We start from the raw sequence: 15693 nt of genomic DNA, 5'->3' as shown, positions 1-15693 counted from the left end.
GGGTGCATGCCGACACCACAGCCGATCCCCGAGGACGTCCCCATCCGTGAGGAGCCGATCCGGATCGGCCAGTTCCTCAAGCTCGCCGGACTGGCCGAGGACGGCGCGGATGCCCGCGAGATCCTCGAGGCGGGCGAGGTCACGGTCAACGGGGCGCCGGAGCACCGTCGTGGCGCCCAGCTCCGCCGTGGCGACGTCGTCTCGGTGGCCGGGCGGAGCCTCCGCCCGGCCTGAGGCTCACCAGCCGAGGTGGTCGAACGCCGTCGCCAGTGTGGGGGCGAGGGTCTCGGCGTAGGTCGCGGTCAGGTGGTTGTCGTCCATGTAGACGAGCACGTTGCCCACCTCGCTGCGGCAGAGCGCCGGGTCGCAGATGTCGTCGGACACGTCGGCGAACACCACGTTCGGCGGGACGCCCGGGACCACCGACCACGGCGGGTACAGCGCGTGCCGGTCGACGTCGCAGTCCGGTGCGCCCCGGCCCCGCGTGGCGACGCAGTCGACCACGTTGAAGTCGAACCGCGGGTTGTCGCGGACCGCGACGACCGGGATCCCGGCCGCGTCGAGCCGCTGCCAGGCCTGCACGAACCCCTCGGGGGTCTGCTCGTGCAGCCCGGGCCGGACGTCGCGGCTGGCGAGGGTCAGGACGGCGTCGGGGTGCATCTCGACCAGCTGGTCGTGCACCGCGGCGTTCCAGTCGGTGCAGCCCTGGTCGTCGGCGACGGTCTCCGAGCGCACCGACATCGGGCAGGCCCCGCGGAACATGCCCACCATCGACCAGTTGCGCTGCTCGGCGATCACCGCGAGCGCGGCGGCGTACTGCTGGGCGTGCGAGTCGCCGACCACGGCGACCGTCCGCTCCGAGGTCTCCGGGGCCGGCGCGGGCACCGTGCAGAGCTCCAGCTCCGCGCCGTGCTCGGACGGCCCGCAGTCCCAGCTGGTGCCGTGGTAGCTCCAGTCGTCGGGCGCCTGCACCAGCGACGGGGTCAGCTCGGCGTCGGCCGGGTCGAGCGAGGCGAGGTCGAACTGCGGGGACAGCGCCCCCGCGCCCGGGTGCGACGGCGAGCCCGCCAGCACCGGCGTCGACGCCCGCGCGGTGGCCAGCCCGTACCAGGACCCCGCGGCGACGAGCACCGTCAGCGCCAGCACCCCGCCGGTGCGCAGCGCGCGGCGTACGTCGAGCGCGGCGACCCGCTGCTCGACGAACCGGTGGGTCAGCCAGGCCAGCACGAACGACACCGCGATCACGCCGGCGCCCTGCTCCAGGTCCAGCCGGTCCTGCCCGGTGCGCACCAGCGTGAGCGTCAGGATCGGCCAGTGCCACAGGTACAGCGGGAACGAGAGGTCGCCGATCGTGCGCAGCACCCGTCCCGACAGCAGGTGGTCGACGCCGAACCGGTGCCCGGACCGCCCGGCGACCAGCACCATCGCCGCGGCCAGCGTCGGCCAGAGCGCGGCCCAGCCGGGGAACGCGCGGTCCACCTGCAGCAGGATCCCGCAGGAGACCAGCGCGACCACGCCGCCCCAGCCGAGCACGGCGCGGGTGCCGGGGGTCAGCTCCGGCCGGTCCTCGATCCGGGAGATCCACAGCGCCAGCAGCCCACCGAGCGCGAACTCCCAGATCCGCGTCGCGGAGTGGAAGTAGGCCAGCGGCTGGTTCACCAGCGTCAGGTACACCGAGTACGCGAACGAGGCCCCGCCGACGGCGAGCAGCGTGCCGGTGAGCCGCCGGTGCAGGTCGGCCCCGTCCCGCCGGGTCGCGATCGCGACGCCGGCCACGACCAGCGGCGCGAGCAGGTAGAACTGGCCCTGGATGGACAGCGACCAGAAGTGCTGGACGATGCTCGCCGCGTTGTCGCGGGCCGCGTAGTCGACCGAGTTGTGCGCCAGCTCCCAGTTCTGCAGGAACAGCAGCGACGCGACCGTCTCCCGGACGGTCGGCATCCACCGGTTCTCCGGCAGCAGCCAGAACCCGGCCACCACACCCGCGGTCAGGACCACCGTCATCGCCGGCAGGAGCCGGGAGAACTGCCGTCGCCAGGTGGCGAGCACGTCGATCCCGCCCCGCGCCGCGGCGCGGTACAGGCCACCGGTGATGAGGAAGCCGGTGATCAGGAAGAACACGTCGACGCCGCCGGAGACCCGGCCGACCCAGACGTGGTAGACGACCACCAGCAGCACCGCCAGGGCGCGCAGGCCCTGCAGCTCCGGACGGAACCGGGAACGCGTGGCACCGCCGGCGGTCGTTCCGGTGCGGGCGGCGGGTGCTCCACCGGGAGACGTCACGAGTGGCAGCTCCTCGTTCGGCACGGTCGGGTAAAGGAAAGTTTACGTTCCGGCCGCTCAACGACGACGGCGGTCACCGGGTTCCCCCGGTGACCGCCGTCATGGGTCAGGGTGTCGCTCAGTATCCGATGTATCCGCCGTGGCTGCCGACCCGGCCACCCGCGTCGAGGGTGTCGATGCCGTAGCGGTCGATCATGTAGCGGACGCCGGCGGTGATGTTCGCGATCGGGTCGGTGATCGACCGGTCCGCGAAGTCCGGGTGCACGTAGGCCGCGAACGTCGAGGGGATGACCTGCATGAGGCCCTCGGACGGGTTGCCGGCCGCGGCGTTGGAGTCCCAGTTGTTGATGGCGTTGGGGTTGCCGTTGGACTCCTTGAGGATGATCCGCTTGAGCCCGGCCGCGTAGGACTGGGACAGCCCCATGTGGTCCAGGGCCTCGGCGATCCAGCCGTCCAGCCCGCCCTTGGCGACGATCGCGTCGATCCGGGCCTTCTCGGCTGCGCGCGCCTGCTCGGCCGCGGCGGCCTTGGCGTGCTCGGCGGCGATCTTCGTCGCGATCTCGTGCGCCTTGCCCAGCGACGCGAGGTCGGCGTCGCTGGCGGGGGCCGCGGACTGCAGCGCGCCCGACGCGGCGGACGGCTGGGCGAAGGAGACCGGGCTGAAGAAGCCGGAGGTCGAGCCGTCGGTGGCCTTCGTGGCGGACGGGATGTTCGCGGAGTACGCGGCCAGCGTCGTCGCGGCGGTGGTGCCGCCCTCCTCGGCGTCGGCCTGCGCGGAGGTCCCGTCCAGAGTGGTCGGGACGATCGCGGCGAACGCACCGGAGGCGAGCACACCGAACGCGGCGCCGGTGGCGGCCGTGCGGGTGCCCGCACGGCGCGCGTCGTGCGCGGGGCCGCCGTGCCGCGGCGAGCGGAGGGACGGCGCAGCGGCCGTTGCTGCGGGTGTGGTCGCCACGGATCGGGGGAACCCGTGGTGGCCACCGGGGGAGCGGTGTCCGGTCAAGGAAACGCCTTTCAGATCACGGACGGCACCGCGCACGAACGGCCGGGTCGGGGGTCCCGGGTGAGCCGGTCGGGGAGTCCGGCTCCAGCCCGCTCGTGATCGGGCCGTGATGACTGGGGACAACCGTAGAGGCCCCCGCCCCGGGGGTCCAGCACCGGGGTTGTCGGTCGCCGCGCGACAGGCACCGTTCACCGGTTTCGTGATCTTGAGCGTGTGCGCGAGGCAACCCGATGGACGGTGCAACCCGGCCGACGGACGGTGGTCTCCGCAGGTGGCGGGCGGGCGACGAACGGCGCAATACTAGAGTTGGCTCAAGGTTTTCACGGGCCGTCCCCGTGCGCGGAGCGGCGCGCGGGGACGGCCGCGGCGGGGTGGCGGACGGGGGACGGGGATGGACACGGGTGACCTGTTGACCATCGGGGAGATCGTCGAGCGCAGCGGGTTCCCGCACTCGGCGCTGCGCTACTACGAGCGCGAGGGGCTGATCTCCGCGACCCGGACCTCGGGCAACCAGCGCCGCTACCGGCGCAGTGTGCTGCGCAGGCTCGCGTTCGTCCGGGCGGCCCGGTCCATCGGGATCGGGCTGGAGGAGGTCCGTACCGCCCTCGACGCGCTCCCCGCCGACCGCACACCGACCCGGTCGGACTGGGCGCGGCTGTCGCGGTCCTGGCGCGGCAGGCTCGACGAGCAGATCGAGGCACTGACCGCCCTGCGCGACGGCCTCGACGGCTGCATCGGCTGCGGCTGCCTGTCGATGACGACCTGCCGTCTGGTCAACCCCGACGACGCCGCCGCCGCGTACGGCGACGGCGCCCGGACGCTGCCCGCCGCGCTGCGTCGCCCGCCGGTGCACGGCCGGTGAACCCTGGGTCGCGACCGCTGCCGTGGCGGGCCGGGCTGCCTAACCTGGGGTCGTGACCGATCTCGTACCGGACCGCTGGTTGACCGTCGACGGACTCGCCAACGCCCGTGACGTCGGCGGCCTCCCGCTCGACGGCGGGGGCCGCGTCCGCACCGGCGTCCTGCTGCGCACCGAGTCCCTGGAGGGGCTGGGCCCGGCCGCCGTCGCGTACCTCACCGACGAGCTGGGCGTGGTCCAGGTGCTGGACCTGCGCACCGACCGCGAGCGCACGACCTACGGCCTCGGTGCGCTCGCCGACGCCGGGGTGCCGGTGCACCGGCTCAGCTTCATCCCCGAGACCGGCATCGCGCTGCCGGAGACCGGGGACGCCCACGCGGCGCTCGACCCGATGCTCGGCCACTACCTCGCCTACCTGGAGGGCCGGGGGGAGTACGTCGTCGACGGGGTCCGCCGGATCGCGGCCCTGGACTCCGGCACGACCGTCGTCCACTGTGCCGCGGGCAAGGACCGCACCGGGGTGCTCGTCGCGCTGGTGTGCGCCGCGGTCGGGGTGCCGCGGGAGGAGATCACCGCCGACTACGCGCTGTCCGCGACCCGGATCGACGCCCTGTTCGAGAAGTGGACGACCGCCTCCGGGGAGCCCATGCCGCCCGCCGACGAGCTCGACCGGCACCGCCCGCGGGCGGAGGTCATGGCCGAGTTCCTGCGGCTGCTCGACGAGCGCCACGGCGGCCCGGTCGGCTGGCTGCGGGAGAACGGCCTCACCGACGACGAGCTGGCGCGCCTGCGGGCCCGGCTGCGCGAGGAGAGTGCCTGAGCACCCTCAGGGCAGCTCCTCGATCGGCACCATCGGGTCGAGCTTGCGCAGCGACCCCGGGTCCCCGGTCACCGCGGGCCAGCCCCGGCGCCGGGCGGCGGTGACGACCTGGCCGGTCACGATGTCGTCGAGCCCCTGGGAGGCGAGCAGCAGCCCGGCCTCCTGGGCGCTCTCCGGGGAGAGTTCGTGGATCACGGTGTTCGGCAGGCCCAGCAGGACCTGCAACGCGGCGTGGTGCTCGGCGTCGACCATCGACCAGGCGCGGCCGAGGGCGGCGCTGGGCACCGCGAGCACGATGTTCTCCTCCACCGCGGCCCAGACCAGGGCGCGCATGTAGACGGGGCGACCGGTCGCGAAGGCCGCCAGAGCCGAGGCATCGAGGACGCGTCCGCCGATCATCGCGGGCTCAGCCGACGGCCACGGGCGGAACCGGGCGCAGCGAACGGCGCGCGGCATCCAGCTCGTCGGCCGGCGGGGGACCGCCGTAGAGGTCCGCGAGGGTGGCCAGGGAACGGTCCCGGTCCTGCCGTGCCTGCACGGCTTCCGCCACGTAGGCGGACAGGCTCGCCGCCGATCCGCGGGACACCGCGTCCCTCGCCTCTGCCACCAGCTCGGCCGGCAGCGTGACCGTCACCCGCTCGCTGCGCATACCGGAATGGTACTCCGCGCATACCGCCACCGGCCACGGGCACGCCGTGGGAAGCAGGTTACCGGCGGGTATGGAAGGCTCCGGGGCGGGACAGTGCCGACCTCACACGCAGAACGGGTGCATCCATGGACCTGACCTTCACCCCCGCCGAGGAGGAGTTCCGCGAGGAACTGCGCTCCTGGCTCCGCGCCCACATCCCCGACGAGTGGACCCGCCCCGGGTTCTGGGAGTCACTGGAGGACTCCGAGAGCTTCCGGCTGCGGCGCGACTGGGAGCGGGACAAGGCCGACGCCGGGTTCGCCGGCATCCAGTGGCCCGTCGAGTACGGCGGTCGCGGCGGCACCCCCGGCATGAAGGCCATCTACGACGAGGAGACCGTCCGCGCCCAGGCGCCGCGCACGGTCAACCCGCTCGGCCTGACCTTCCTCGCGCCGACGGTCATGGCGATCGGCACCGACGCGCAGAAGAAGGAGATCATCGGCCCGCTGCTGCGCAACGAGGTCGTGTGGTGCCAGGGCTTCTCCGAGCCCGGCGCCGGCTCCGACCTCGCCGCGCTGTCCACGAAGGGCGTGCGCGACGGCGACGACTTCGTCGTCAACGGACAGAAGGTCTGGACCACCAACGCCGTGCACGGCGACAAGATCTTCACCCTGGTCCGCACCGAGGCCGGGTCGGAGAAGCACCGCGGCATCTCGATGCTGCTGATCGACATGAACCAGCCCGGCGTCACCGCGCGGCCGCTGCGCCAGATGAGCGGGGCCAGCGAGTTCGGCGAGGTGTTCTTCGACGACGCCCGCGTCCCGGTCACCGACTGCCTCGGCGAGATCGGCGACGGCTGGCGCACCGCGATGCTGCTGCTGTCCTTCGAGCGCGGCGCGTCCGGCATCTCCCAGTACACCGAGTTCCGTCGTCAGTACGACGAGATCGCCGCCGTCGCGCGGAAGCTGGGCCGTGCCGACGACCCGGTGATCCGCGACGACCTGGCCCGCGTCCTGACCGAGCTGGAGTGCCTGAGGCTGCACTCGATGCACGTGCTCACCCAGGTCGAGCAGGGCCGCGACCTCGGCTTCGAGGCGTCGATGACCAAGCTGCAGTGGTCCGAGGCGTTCCAGGACCTCTGGGAGGTCTACGACCGGATCCTCGGCGAGGACGCCACGCTGGACGCCCTGCCCGACGGCACCGACCTGCGTCCGCTGCACGCCCAGGCCATGTGGTCGCGCTCGGTCACGATCTGGGGCGGCTCGTCCCAGGTGCAGCGCAACGTCACCGCCGAGCGCGTGCTCGGCCTGCCCCGCTGATCCGCAGGAGGAGCCACCGATGTTCTTCGCACTCACCTCCGACCAGCAGGAATTCGGCGCCGCGGTGCGCGACTACCTGGCGCAGCGGTTCGACCTCGCCGCCGTGCGCACGGTCGTCGAGAACCCGTCCGACGACGGCAACCCGGCGTCGCTGTGGCGCGCGGCCGGCGAGCAGGGGTGGACCGCGGTCACCGTCGACGAGGACCACGACGGCCTCGGTCTCGGCCTGGTCGAGGCCCAGGTGATCGCCCGCGCGCTCGGGGCGGGCGTCGCGCCCGGCCCGTGGCGCGGCACCGTGCTGGCCGCCGACGCGATCCGGCTCGCCGGCTCCGACGAGCAGAAGGCGGCCTGGCTGCCGAAGCTCGCCGCGGGCGAGGCGGTCGGCGCGTTCACCACCCGGGGCAGCGCCGCGTCCGGTCTGCCGGTGGTGGAGTACGGCGCCCTGGCCGACGTCGTCGTCGCGCCGGCCGAGGACGGCCTGCCCGGGCTGGCGCTGGTCACCGGCGCCACGGCGTCACCGGTCGGCAGCTACGACGGCACCACCCGGCTCGCGTCGTGCAGCGGCGGGACCGCCGAGGCGCTGCCCGGCACCACCGTCGTGCTGCAGCGGCTGCTCACCGACCGGGCGGCCGTGCTGGTCGCCGCGGACCTGGTGGGCATCGCCCGCGAGGCGCTGACCCGCACCGTCGCCTACGACCGCGAGCGCACCCAGTTCGGTGTGCCCGTCGGGTCGTTCCAGGCGCTCAAGCACGCGCTGGCCGACCTGCACGTCGGGGTCACGATGGCCGAGTACGCGGCGCTCTACGCCGCGCACGCGGTGGACACCGGGCTCGACGACGCCGAGCTCGCCGTCGCCGTCGCCAAGGCCAAGAGCAGCGACGTGGCGCTCCAGACGACCGCGGCGATGATCCAGTTCCACGGTGGCATCGGCTACACCTGGGAGCACGAGGCGCACTTCTTCTACAAGCGCGCCAAGCGGCTCGCCGGCCAGTACGGCGACGTCGCCGTCTCCCGCGAGCGGATCGCCTCCCTGACCGTCGGCGCCTGACCCGTCCTCGGGCCGCGCGTCGTCCGGCCCGGCCCGCTCACCGCGGCCGGGCCGGAGGCCCGCGCGAGGTCGGCGCGAGGCCACAGTGCACGCCGTCTGCTCAGGGCGGATGTGCGCTGTGGACTCGCGCGCCCGGCCCGGACGTGGGACCGTCGGACGATGGCACCCGTCACACCGGTCAACGCCACCGCCGCCGCTCTCCTCGGCCTGCTCCACGGAGGGCCGATGACCGGCGGGCAGCTGGTGGCAGCGGCCGGTGAGCGGTTCGGGCTGTTCTTCTCCGTCACCCGCAGCCAGGTCTACCGCGAGCTGCCCGCGTTGACCGAGGAGGCGCTGCTGCGTCTGGGCAAGCAGGGCCCGCGGGCCAGCCAGCAGTACGTGATCACCGCGGCGGGCAAGCGGTCGTTCAAGCACTGGCTCGCCACCGGCGGCGACGCCGACGCCGTCCGCAGCCCGCTGGTGCTGCGGCTGCTGCACGCGGGGACGCTGACGGTCAAGCAGCGCACCGAGCTGGTCGCGGCCGCCCGTGAGGCCTACGCCGAGCGGCTCGCGGTGGCGCGTGCCGCCGCCCGCGCGACCGACGACCCCTACGGCCGCCCGGTCGCGGACTTCGCCGTCGCCCACACCCGGGCGATGATCAAGCTGATCGACGCGATCCCCCAGGACTGAGCCGGGGCGCACCCCCGCGTACCCTCGACCGTTGTGAACTCCGACGTCCAGGCCGACCTGAAGGACCTCGACACCACGCTGTCCAGCATCGAGGCCGTCGCCGACGTGCCCCGGCTGCGCCAGGAGATCGAGGAACTGTCCGAGCAGGCGGGCCGGCCGGACCTCTGGGACGACGTCGACGCCGCCCAGCAGATCACCAGCCGGCTGGCCTACGCCCAGGGCGACCTGCGCCGGCTGGACGACCTGCGCCGCCGGCTCGACGACCTGCCCGTGCTCTACGAGCTCGCCGAGGACGAGGGCGACGAGTCCGCCGTCGCCGACGCCGACGCCGAGCTCGCGAAGCTCCGCAGCGAGATCTCCTCGCTGGAGGTCCGCACGCTGCTCTCGGGCGAGTACGACGAGCGCGAGGCCCTGGTGACCATTCGCTCGGAGGCAGGCGGGGTCGACGCCGCCGACTTCGCCGAGATGCTGCTGCGCATGTACCTGCGCTGGGCCGAGCGGCACGGCTACGGCACCGACGTCTACGAGACGTCCTACGCCGAGGAGGCCGGCATCAAGTCGGCCACCTTCGCCGTCCACGCCCCGTACGCGTTCGGGACGCTGTCGGTCGAGGCCGGCACCCACCGCCTCGTGCGGATCTCGCCGTTCGACAACCAGGGCCGGCGCCAGACCTCGTTCGCCGGTGTCGAGGTGGCCCCGGTCGTCGAGACCTCCGACCACATCGAGATCGACGAGAAGGACCTGCGGGTCGACGTGTTCCGCGCCTCCGGGCCCGGCGGTCAGGGCGTCAACACCACCGACTCCGCGGTCCGGCTGACCCACATCCCGACCGGGATCGTCGTCGCCTGCCAGAACGAGCGCTCCCAGCTGCAGAACAAGGCCTCGGCGATGGCCGTCCTGCAGGCGAAGCTGCTGGAGAAGCGGCGCCAGGAGGAGCGCGAGCTGCGCGACTCGTTCAAGGAGGCCGGGTCCTCCTGGGGCAACCAGATGCGCAACTACGTGCTGCACCCGTACCAGCTGGTGAAGGACCTGCGCACCGAGCACGAGGAGGGCAACCCCTCGCAGGTGCTCGACGGCCAGATCGACGAGTTCATCGAGGCCGGCATCCGCTGGCGCAAGCAGACCGAATCCGCCTCGTGAGCCGGGGTCGTCGCGCGGCCGCCGCCTGCGGCGCGCTCGTCCTGCTCGCGCTCGCCGGGTGCACCGGCGGTGCCCAGGAGCCTGCCGCGGACGGCGCCCCGCCCGCGGCCGTCGCCGCACCGTCGGCCCAGGACGCCGTGGCCGCGGCGGGCACCGCGCTCGTCGACGCCGGCTCGGCGCGGGTCGACGTCGAGCTGGACTCGGTCACCGGCCCGATGCGTGCCTCCGGTCCCGCCCGCTTCACCCCGTTCGCCGCGGACCTCACCGTGGCCCTGGGCACCCGTGGCGCCCAGGTCAGGGTGCTCGACGACCGTGCCTGGGTCCGCTTCGGTGGGAGCGACCGCTGGCAGCCGCTGTCCACGGGGCTCGTCCCGGTCGGCGCCGTCGGCGGGATGCTGCACGCCGCCCCCGGCCTGCGCGACGTCGTCGCCGCGCCGGGGACCACCGACGTCGACGGCGTCGCCGCGACGACCTACACCGGGTCCGTGGTCCTCGCCGCCGCACGGGCCGGTGCCCCGGACCCGGCGGTCGGGACCCGTCTCGACGAACTCGCCGGGCTGGTCTCGCCGACCCCGCGGTTCACCGCCTGGCTCGGCGCCCCCGACGCTGCCCCCGCCGACCGCGGACGGCTGCTCCGGCTGCGTCTGGAGCCGCAGGCCCCGGCCACCGGGACGCAGACCGCCGGTGCCGCCGTCCCGGGCGCGGTCACGGTCTCGTTCGCCGACCCCGGGCTGCCGGTGGAGATCACCGCCCCCTGACGGCGCTCCCCGCGGCCCGTCGCTCGCCCGCCTCGTCTCGCGCCTCGCGCGTCGCGGGGTGTGCGTCGCGGTCTGCGCCGGGCCCGGGGCGGGTGCGGTGCGCCGAGATGCACCTCAGCGGGCCGCAGAGATCGACAACTCCCGCTGAGCTGCATCTCGGCGCGCGTCCGACGCGCGGCGGGACGGTCGGCGGTGCGGCGGGTCGGCGCGGCCGGGCGGTGCCGCGGGCGAGCCCGGGCGGGGCTCAGTGGGCCGCGGTCGCCCCGCGGGTCAGGGCGGCGAGCGACACGGCGGAGAGCGAGGCCGCGGTCAGCATGGTCACGGCCATCGCCGTCGCGCTCGACCCGACCAGCGGCGAGACCAGGGCCCCGAGGCCGAACTGGGTGGCCCCCAGCAGTGCCGAGCCGGCCCCGGCGCGGTCGCGGACCTCCTCGGTGGCCAGCGCCGCGCTGTTGCCCATCACGAAGCCCAGCGTCGTCAGCGTCGCGAACAGCAGCACCAGCACCGGCCAGCGCGCCGCTCCCAGCAGCACGACGACCAGCAGGGCCGCGCACAGCACCACCAGTCCGCCGACGGCCGTCACGAGCTGGCGCCGCGGGGCGATCCGCGCGGCGAGCCGGCCGCTGACGACGTTGCCCAACACCAGGCCGGCCGCGTTCGCCCCGAAGGCGAGGGCGTACTGCGTCGTCGAGAGGCCGAGGGTCTGCTGCAGCACGAACGGCGACCCGGAGATGTAGGCGAACATCATCGAGAACGCCGTGGCGAAGGCCAGCACGTAGCCGACGTAGCGACGGCGGCGCAGGAGCGCGCCGACGTCGGCGAAGGTCCGTCGCACACCGCCGGTGCTACGGGCCGTGACCGGCAACGTCTCGTGCACCGCGACCAGCGACGACACCAGCATCAGCAGGGCCAGCCCGGCCAGCACCACGAAGATGCCCCGCCAGCCGACGACCCCGCCGAGCGAGCTGCCGATCACCGGTGCCACCACCGGCGCGATCCCGTTGATCGCCATCATCAGCGAGAACAGCTGCGCGGTCCGCGCACCGGTGGTGCGGTCGGAGATCATCGCCCGGCTCAGCACCAGGCCGGCCGCCCCGCCGAAGCCCTGCAGGAACCGGGCGACGACGAGCACCGCGACCGACGGCGCGACCGCGCTCGCCAGGCACGCGACGAACAGCAGCACGGTGCCGGCGAGGACCAGGCGTCGCCGCCCCCAGCTGTCCGAGAGCGGGCCGATCACCAGCTGCCCGACGGCCAGCCCCACCAGGAACGCGGTCAGGGTCAGCTGCGACGCCGACGCCGACGCCCCCAGCTCGGCCGCCACCGTCGGCAGTACCGGCAGGTACATGTCGGTGGCCAGCGGCGCCACGGCCGTCAGCAGCGCGAGGACGCTGATCCCCACACCGTCCGGGACGGTGCGGCCCCGCACCGTCCTCGGCGCGGCCTGCTCGGTACCCACGGTCATGACTGTCCTCTCCGGCGACGATTACCTATGAAGGTATATATGAACTGTCGCGTAGTATCGCGTCTGTGACCGAGGTCAAGGAGCGTGACGACGACTGGGCGGCCCTGGTGGACGCCGTGCACGACCTGTCGCGCGTGCTGCGGGCGGCGGGTGAGCGCGCGGTCGGGCTGGACTCGATCACCGGGTCCGAGCACGAGGTCCTGCGGTGGGTCGCCGCGCGTCCCGGGCATCCCGTCTCGACGGTGGCACGCGGGCTCGGCCTGCAGGCCAGCAACGTCAGCACCACCGTCCGGTCGCTGGTCGAACGTGACCTCGTGGAGCGCCGGGCCGACCCGGCCGACGGTCGTCGTGCCCTGCTCCACCCCACGGCGCGGGCCGCCCGGCACCGGGAGCTGCTGGTCGCGGCGTGGTCGCGGCAGATCCGGGTTGCCCTCGACGACCTCGACGACGCCGACGCCGTCACGCTGCGGGCGGCGGCCCCCGTCCTGGACCGGCTCGCCGGTGCGCTCGACCCGTCGCGGGCCCCGGTCGTCGCCGGACCGGACTGACGGGCGTGTCGTCACCGCCCGTGCACTCCGGGCGGCGGTACCGTCCCGCTCCGTGATCGAGCTGCGGGACGTCACCAAGCGGTACCCGACGTCCGGGCGTCCGGCGCTGGACCGGGTCTCCGCGACGGTCGGGGCGGGCGAGTTCGTGTTCCTGATCGGACCGTCCGGGTCGGGCAAGTCGACGCTGCTGCGGCTGCTGCTGCGCGAGGACGTCCCCACCTCGGGATCCATCCTCGTCGACGGCCTCGACGTCGCCGGGCTGCCCCGGCGCAAGGTGCCGCGACTGCGCCAGCGGATCGGCTGCGTGTTCCAGGACTTCCGGCTGCTGCCCAAGCGCACCGTCGCCGGCAACGTGGCGTTCGCGCTCGAGGTGCTGGGGCGCAAGCCGTCGGAGATCCGGATCGCGGTCCCGGAGCTGCTGGAGATGGTGGGGCTGCAGGGCAAGGCCGAGCGGCTGCCGCACGAGCTGTCCGGCGGCGAGCAGCAGCGCGTCGCGATCGCCAGGGCGTCGGTCAACCGGCCCCCGCTGCTGCTGGCCGACGAACCCACCGGCAACCTCGACCCCGAGACCGGGCGGGAGATCATGCAGGTCCTGGAGCGCATCAACCGCGGTGGCACCACGGTGCTGATGGCCACCCACGACTCGTCCATCGTGGACGCGATGCGCCGCAGGGTGATCGAGCTGGCCGACGGCGCCGTGCTGCGCGACGAGGCCCGCGCGGTGTACGGGGCGGGCCGGTAGATGCGCCCCGCCCTGCTCACCCGTGAGGTCTCCTCCGGTCTGCGCCGCAACGTCACGATGACCGTCGCGATGGTGCTGACCACCGCGGTCACCCTGATGTCGGTCGGTGCGGGCCTGCTCGTGCTGCGCACCATCGACGACATCTCCGCGCTCTACACGAACCGGCTCGAGATCCAGGTGGCGCTCACCCCGGACGTCTCGGAGACCGATCCCGACTGCAGCGGGCCGACGTGCGCGTCGCTGCGCAGCGCGCTGGAGGCCGCCCCGGGCGTCGGCGGGGTCACGTTCGAGTCCCAGCAGCAGGCCTACACCCGCTTCCGCGAGCTGTTCGCCGGACAGTCGGTCGCCGACGTCGCCCGGCCGCAGTCGCTGCCCGCCACCCTGCGGGTCACCCTCACCGACCAGCAGGCGGGCGCCGCGGCCGCCCGGGCCGCCGTCGAGGGCAGGCCCGGGGTGCGCGGGGTGATCGACCAACGCGACGTCGTCGGGACCCTGTTCGACTTCCTGAACGGGGTGCGCAACGTGGCGTTCGCACTCGCCGTCGTGCAGGCGCTCGCGGCGATCCTGCTGATCTCCAACACGGTCCAGGTGTCGGCGTTCATGCGGCGCACGGAGGTCGGCGTGATGCGCCTGGTCGGGGCGACGCGCTGGACCACCCAGCTGCCGTTCCTGGTCGAGGCCGCCATCGCCGGTGCCGTCGGCGGGGCGCTCGCCGGGATCGGTCTGGTCGCGGCCAAGTACGCCGTCGTCGACGACCTGTTCGCCGCGATGGGGCAGGCCGGGGTGATCCCGCCGGTCCGGATCACCGACGTGCTGGTGGTCTCGGCGCTGCTCGTACCCACCGGTGCGCTCGTCGCGGGGATCACCGGCTACGTGACGCTGCGGGCCTACGTGAAGGTCTGAGTGCTCAGCCCCGCGGGGGCAAACGCTGCGGCGTGGTCGCGGGCGAACTCCTCCAGGGTGCGGGCCGGGTGGCCGGTGAGGACGGCGACGGCGTCGTCCACCCGGGCCGCCTCGCCGCGCGCGTAGTGGGCGTAGTCCTCGACCAGTCCCGCGGCCTGCCAGGGTGGCAGCACCCCGTCCAGGGCGGCGGCGAACGCCTCCGGGGTGAGGTCGTCGAACGACACCGGGTGCCCGGTCGCCTCGGCCAGGGCCGCCGCGATCTCGGCGTGGGTGACGGCACGCGGTCCGGTCAGGTCGTGCACCGCGCCGTCGGGTCCGGCGCCGGTGAGTACCGCCGCGGCGGCGTCGGCGATGTCGCGCACGTCGATCGCGCTCACCGCGGCGTCGCCGATCGGGGCGCCGAACCGGCCGGTCGCCGCGACCAGGGGGGCGAAGGCCAGCAGGCCCTGCAGGAACAGGTTCGGCCGCAGCACCACGTGGCTGATGCCCAGGTCGCGGACGTGCTGTTCCACCGCGGCGTGCCAGCGCAGGAACCGCACCGGGGAGTCCGCCCGCGCCGCGAACTGGGACAACAGCACCAGCCGGTTCACCCCGGCGGTCGTGGCGGCGTCGGCCACCGCGATCTGGGTCGTTGCGGCGTCCGGAGCCGAGGGGGAGTTGAGGAACGCCGCGTCGACCCCGTGCAGCGCCGCGGCGACGGCGTCCGGGTCGCGCAGGTCGCCCCGCACGACCTCGACCCCGACGCCGGCACCGGCGAGGCGGTCGGGATCGCGGACCAGCGCCCGCACCGTCACGTCCCGACCGGCCAGCGCGGTCAGCAGGTGCCCGCCGATCCCGCCGGTCGCCCCGGTCACCAGCACCGTCGTCGTCATGCCCGCCTCCTGTGATCATTGGTCCGATATGAGAGCACTGCTCTCGATAAAGAGTCTGCACGCGGCGTCGCCGAAGTGCAAGAGCACTGCTCCGGCGATGCCGCGGTCGGATACCGGTGGCGCACCGCGGGTAGGCTGGTGGTGTGAAGGAACAGGGCCGGAAGGTGATCGCGCAGAACCGTCGGGCCCGGCACGACTACGCGATCCTGGAGGAGTTCGAGGCCGGGGTCGCGCTCAAGGGGACCGAGGTGAAGAGCCTCCGTCTGGGCCGGGCGTCGCTGGTCGACGCCTTCGCCACGATCGACGACGGCGAGGTCTTCCTGCGCAACCTGCACATCCCGGAGTACGTGCGCGGCAGCTGGACCAACCACGAGCCGCGCCGCACCCGCAAGCTGCTGCTGCACCGCGGGGAGATCGACCGGCTGATGGGCAAGACCCGCGAGGGCGGGCTCACCCTGGTGCCGCTGTCGCTGTACTTCAACGACGGCAAGGTCAAGTGCGAGATCGCGCTCGCCAAGGGCAAGAAGGACTACGACAAGCGCCGCGACCTGGCCAAGAAGGACGCCCAGAAGGAGATCGCGCGTGCCGTCGGCCGCGCGGCCAAGGGGCGGGCCCGGGACCTGCGCGGCTGAGCCA

Annotated in this window: 18 protein-coding genes; 12 read left to right on the top strand and 6 right to left on the bottom strand. The window is 73.9% G+C overall.

Going from position 1 to position 15693, the window contains the following annotated elements:
- The first annotated feature begins 6 nt into the window (after positions 1-6).
- Entirely contained in the window at positions 7-234 is a 228-nt protein-coding gene (locus KPL59_RS30715) for an RNA-binding S4 domain-containing protein (RefSeq protein WP_020621772.1), read from the top strand.
- A 3-nt stretch (positions 235-237) separates the two neighbouring features.
- On the opposite strand, the gene KPL59_RS30710 is transcribed toward KPL59_RS30715, so the two are convergent.
- Positions 238-2283, bottom strand: coding sequence for an acyltransferase family protein (locus KPL59_RS30710; RefSeq protein WP_226362912.1), 2046 nt, complete (start codon positions 2281-2283; stop codon positions 238-240).
- A 118-nt stretch (positions 2284-2401) separates the two neighbouring features.
- Positions 2402-3238, bottom strand: a complete 837-nt coding sequence (locus tag KPL59_RS37285) for a transglycosylase SLT domain-containing protein (protein WP_226362911.1) — start codon at positions 3236-3238, stop codon at positions 2402-2404.
- A 439-nt stretch (positions 3239-3677) separates the two neighbouring features.
- Here KPL59_RS37285 and soxR point away from each other — a divergent pair, with 439 nt between their 5' ends.
- A complete protein-coding gene (gene soxR, locus KPL59_RS30700; RefSeq protein WP_020621777.1) occupies positions 3678-4148 on the top strand; it encodes a redox-sensitive transcriptional activator SoxR in 471 nt (156 codons plus the stop codon).
- Between the two features lie 52 nt (positions 4149-4200).
- The gene (locus tag KPL59_RS30695) at positions 4201-4965 is read left to right on the top strand and encodes a tyrosine-protein phosphatase (protein WP_226362910.1); all 765 of its coding nucleotides are present in this window, start codon (positions 4201-4203) and stop codon (positions 4963-4965) included.
- Between the two features lie 6 nt (positions 4966-4971).
- On the opposite strand, the gene KPL59_RS30690 is transcribed toward KPL59_RS30695, so the two are convergent.
- Together KPL59_RS30690 and KPL59_RS30685 are read right to left on the bottom strand one after the other, a co-directional pair.
- Complete coding sequence (locus KPL59_RS30690) at positions 4972-5364, bottom strand: hypothetical protein (protein WP_020621779.1); 393 nt, start codon at positions 5362-5364, stop codon at positions 4972-4974.
- A 7-nt stretch (positions 5365-5371) separates the two neighbouring features.
- Entirely contained in the window at positions 5372-5614 is a 243-nt protein-coding gene (locus KPL59_RS30685; protein WP_020621780.1) for a hypothetical protein, read from the bottom strand.
- 125 nt (positions 5615-5739) lie between these two features.
- On the opposite strand from KPL59_RS30685, the gene KPL59_RS30680 reads away from it, so the two are divergent.
- The 5 genes from KPL59_RS30680 (at position 5740) to KPL59_RS30660 (ending at position 10527) form a co-directional block, all read left to right on the top strand.
- Complete coding sequence (locus KPL59_RS30680) at positions 5740-6912, top strand: acyl-CoA dehydrogenase family protein (protein WP_020621781.1); 1173 nt, start codon at positions 5740-5742, stop codon at positions 6910-6912.
- Between the two features lie 19 nt (positions 6913-6931).
- Entirely contained in the window at positions 6932-7960 is a 1029-nt protein-coding gene (locus tag KPL59_RS30675; RefSeq protein ID WP_226362909.1) for an acyl-CoA dehydrogenase family protein, read from the top strand.
- Between the two features lie 159 nt (positions 7961-8119).
- Complete coding sequence (locus KPL59_RS30670; protein WP_020621783.1) at positions 8120-8629, top strand: helix-turn-helix transcriptional regulator; 510 nt, start codon at positions 8120-8122, stop codon at positions 8627-8629.
- Between the two features lie 33 nt (positions 8630-8662).
- Positions 8663-9769, top strand: a complete 1107-nt coding sequence (prfB, locus tag KPL59_RS30665; RefSeq protein ID WP_226359386.1) for a peptide chain release factor 2 — start codon at positions 8663-8665, stop codon at positions 9767-9769.
- Positions 9766-10527 (top strand): hypothetical protein, encoded by a 762-nt coding sequence (locus KPL59_RS30660; protein ID WP_226362908.1) that lies wholly within the window; start codon positions 9766-9768, stop codon positions 10525-10527. The genes prfB and KPL59_RS30660 overlap by 4 nt, the downstream gene beginning before the upstream one ends.
- A gap of 244 nt (positions 10528-10771) precedes the next feature.
- Here KPL59_RS30660 and KPL59_RS30655 read toward each other — a convergent pair whose 3' ends face one another.
- Positions 10772-11992: a multidrug effflux MFS transporter gene (locus KPL59_RS30655; RefSeq protein ID WP_226362907.1), complete on the bottom strand. Its 1221-nt coding sequence runs from the start codon at positions 11990-11992 to the stop codon at positions 10772-10774.
- A gap of 65 nt (positions 11993-12057) precedes the next feature.
- Between KPL59_RS30655 and KPL59_RS30650 the strand changes: the two genes are divergently transcribed.
- The 3 genes from KPL59_RS30650 to ftsX are packed head-to-tail and all read left to right on the top strand — an operon-like array spanning position 12058 to position 14185.
- On the top strand, positions 12058-12540 hold the full coding sequence (locus KPL59_RS30650) for a MarR family winged helix-turn-helix transcriptional regulator (protein ID WP_226359383.1): 483 nt from the start codon (positions 12058-12060) through the stop codon (positions 12538-12540).
- Positions 12541-12592: 52 nt separating this feature from the next.
- Positions 12593-13282, top strand: a complete 690-nt coding sequence (gene ftsE / locus KPL59_RS30645; RefSeq protein ID WP_043280365.1) for a cell division ATP-binding protein FtsE — start codon at positions 12593-12595, stop codon at positions 13280-13282.
- Complete coding sequence (gene ftsX / locus KPL59_RS30640; protein ID WP_060713109.1) at positions 13283-14185, top strand: permease-like cell division protein FtsX; 903 nt, start codon at positions 13283-13285, stop codon at positions 14183-14185.
- Here the strand turns inward: ftsX and KPL59_RS30635 are convergent.
- Positions 14170-15057 carry an NAD(P)H-binding protein gene (locus KPL59_RS30635; RefSeq protein WP_226362906.1) on the bottom strand — a complete coding sequence of 296 codons (888 nt, stop codon included), beginning with the start codon at positions 15055-15057 and terminating at the stop codon, positions 14170-14172. The two genes, ftsX and KPL59_RS30635, sit on opposite strands and share 16 nt — an antisense overlap.
- A gap of 143 nt (positions 15058-15200) precedes the next feature.
- On the opposite strand from KPL59_RS30635, the gene smpB reads away from it, so the two are divergent.
- Positions 15201-15689, top strand: coding sequence for an SsrA-binding protein SmpB (gene smpB / locus KPL59_RS30630; RefSeq protein ID WP_043280662.1), 489 nt, complete (start codon positions 15201-15203; stop codon positions 15687-15689).
- Positions 15690-15693 lie beyond the last annotated feature (4 nt).

It is taken from the genome of Pseudonocardia sp. ICBG1142 (genome assembly GCF_020496255.1).
Taxonomy (GTDB): domain Bacteria; phylum Actinomycetota; class Actinomycetes; order Mycobacteriales; family Pseudonocardiaceae; genus Pseudonocardia.
The sequence above is the reverse complement of the archived record's forward strand: the minus strand, read 5'-3'. Positions and strand labels throughout refer to the sequence as shown.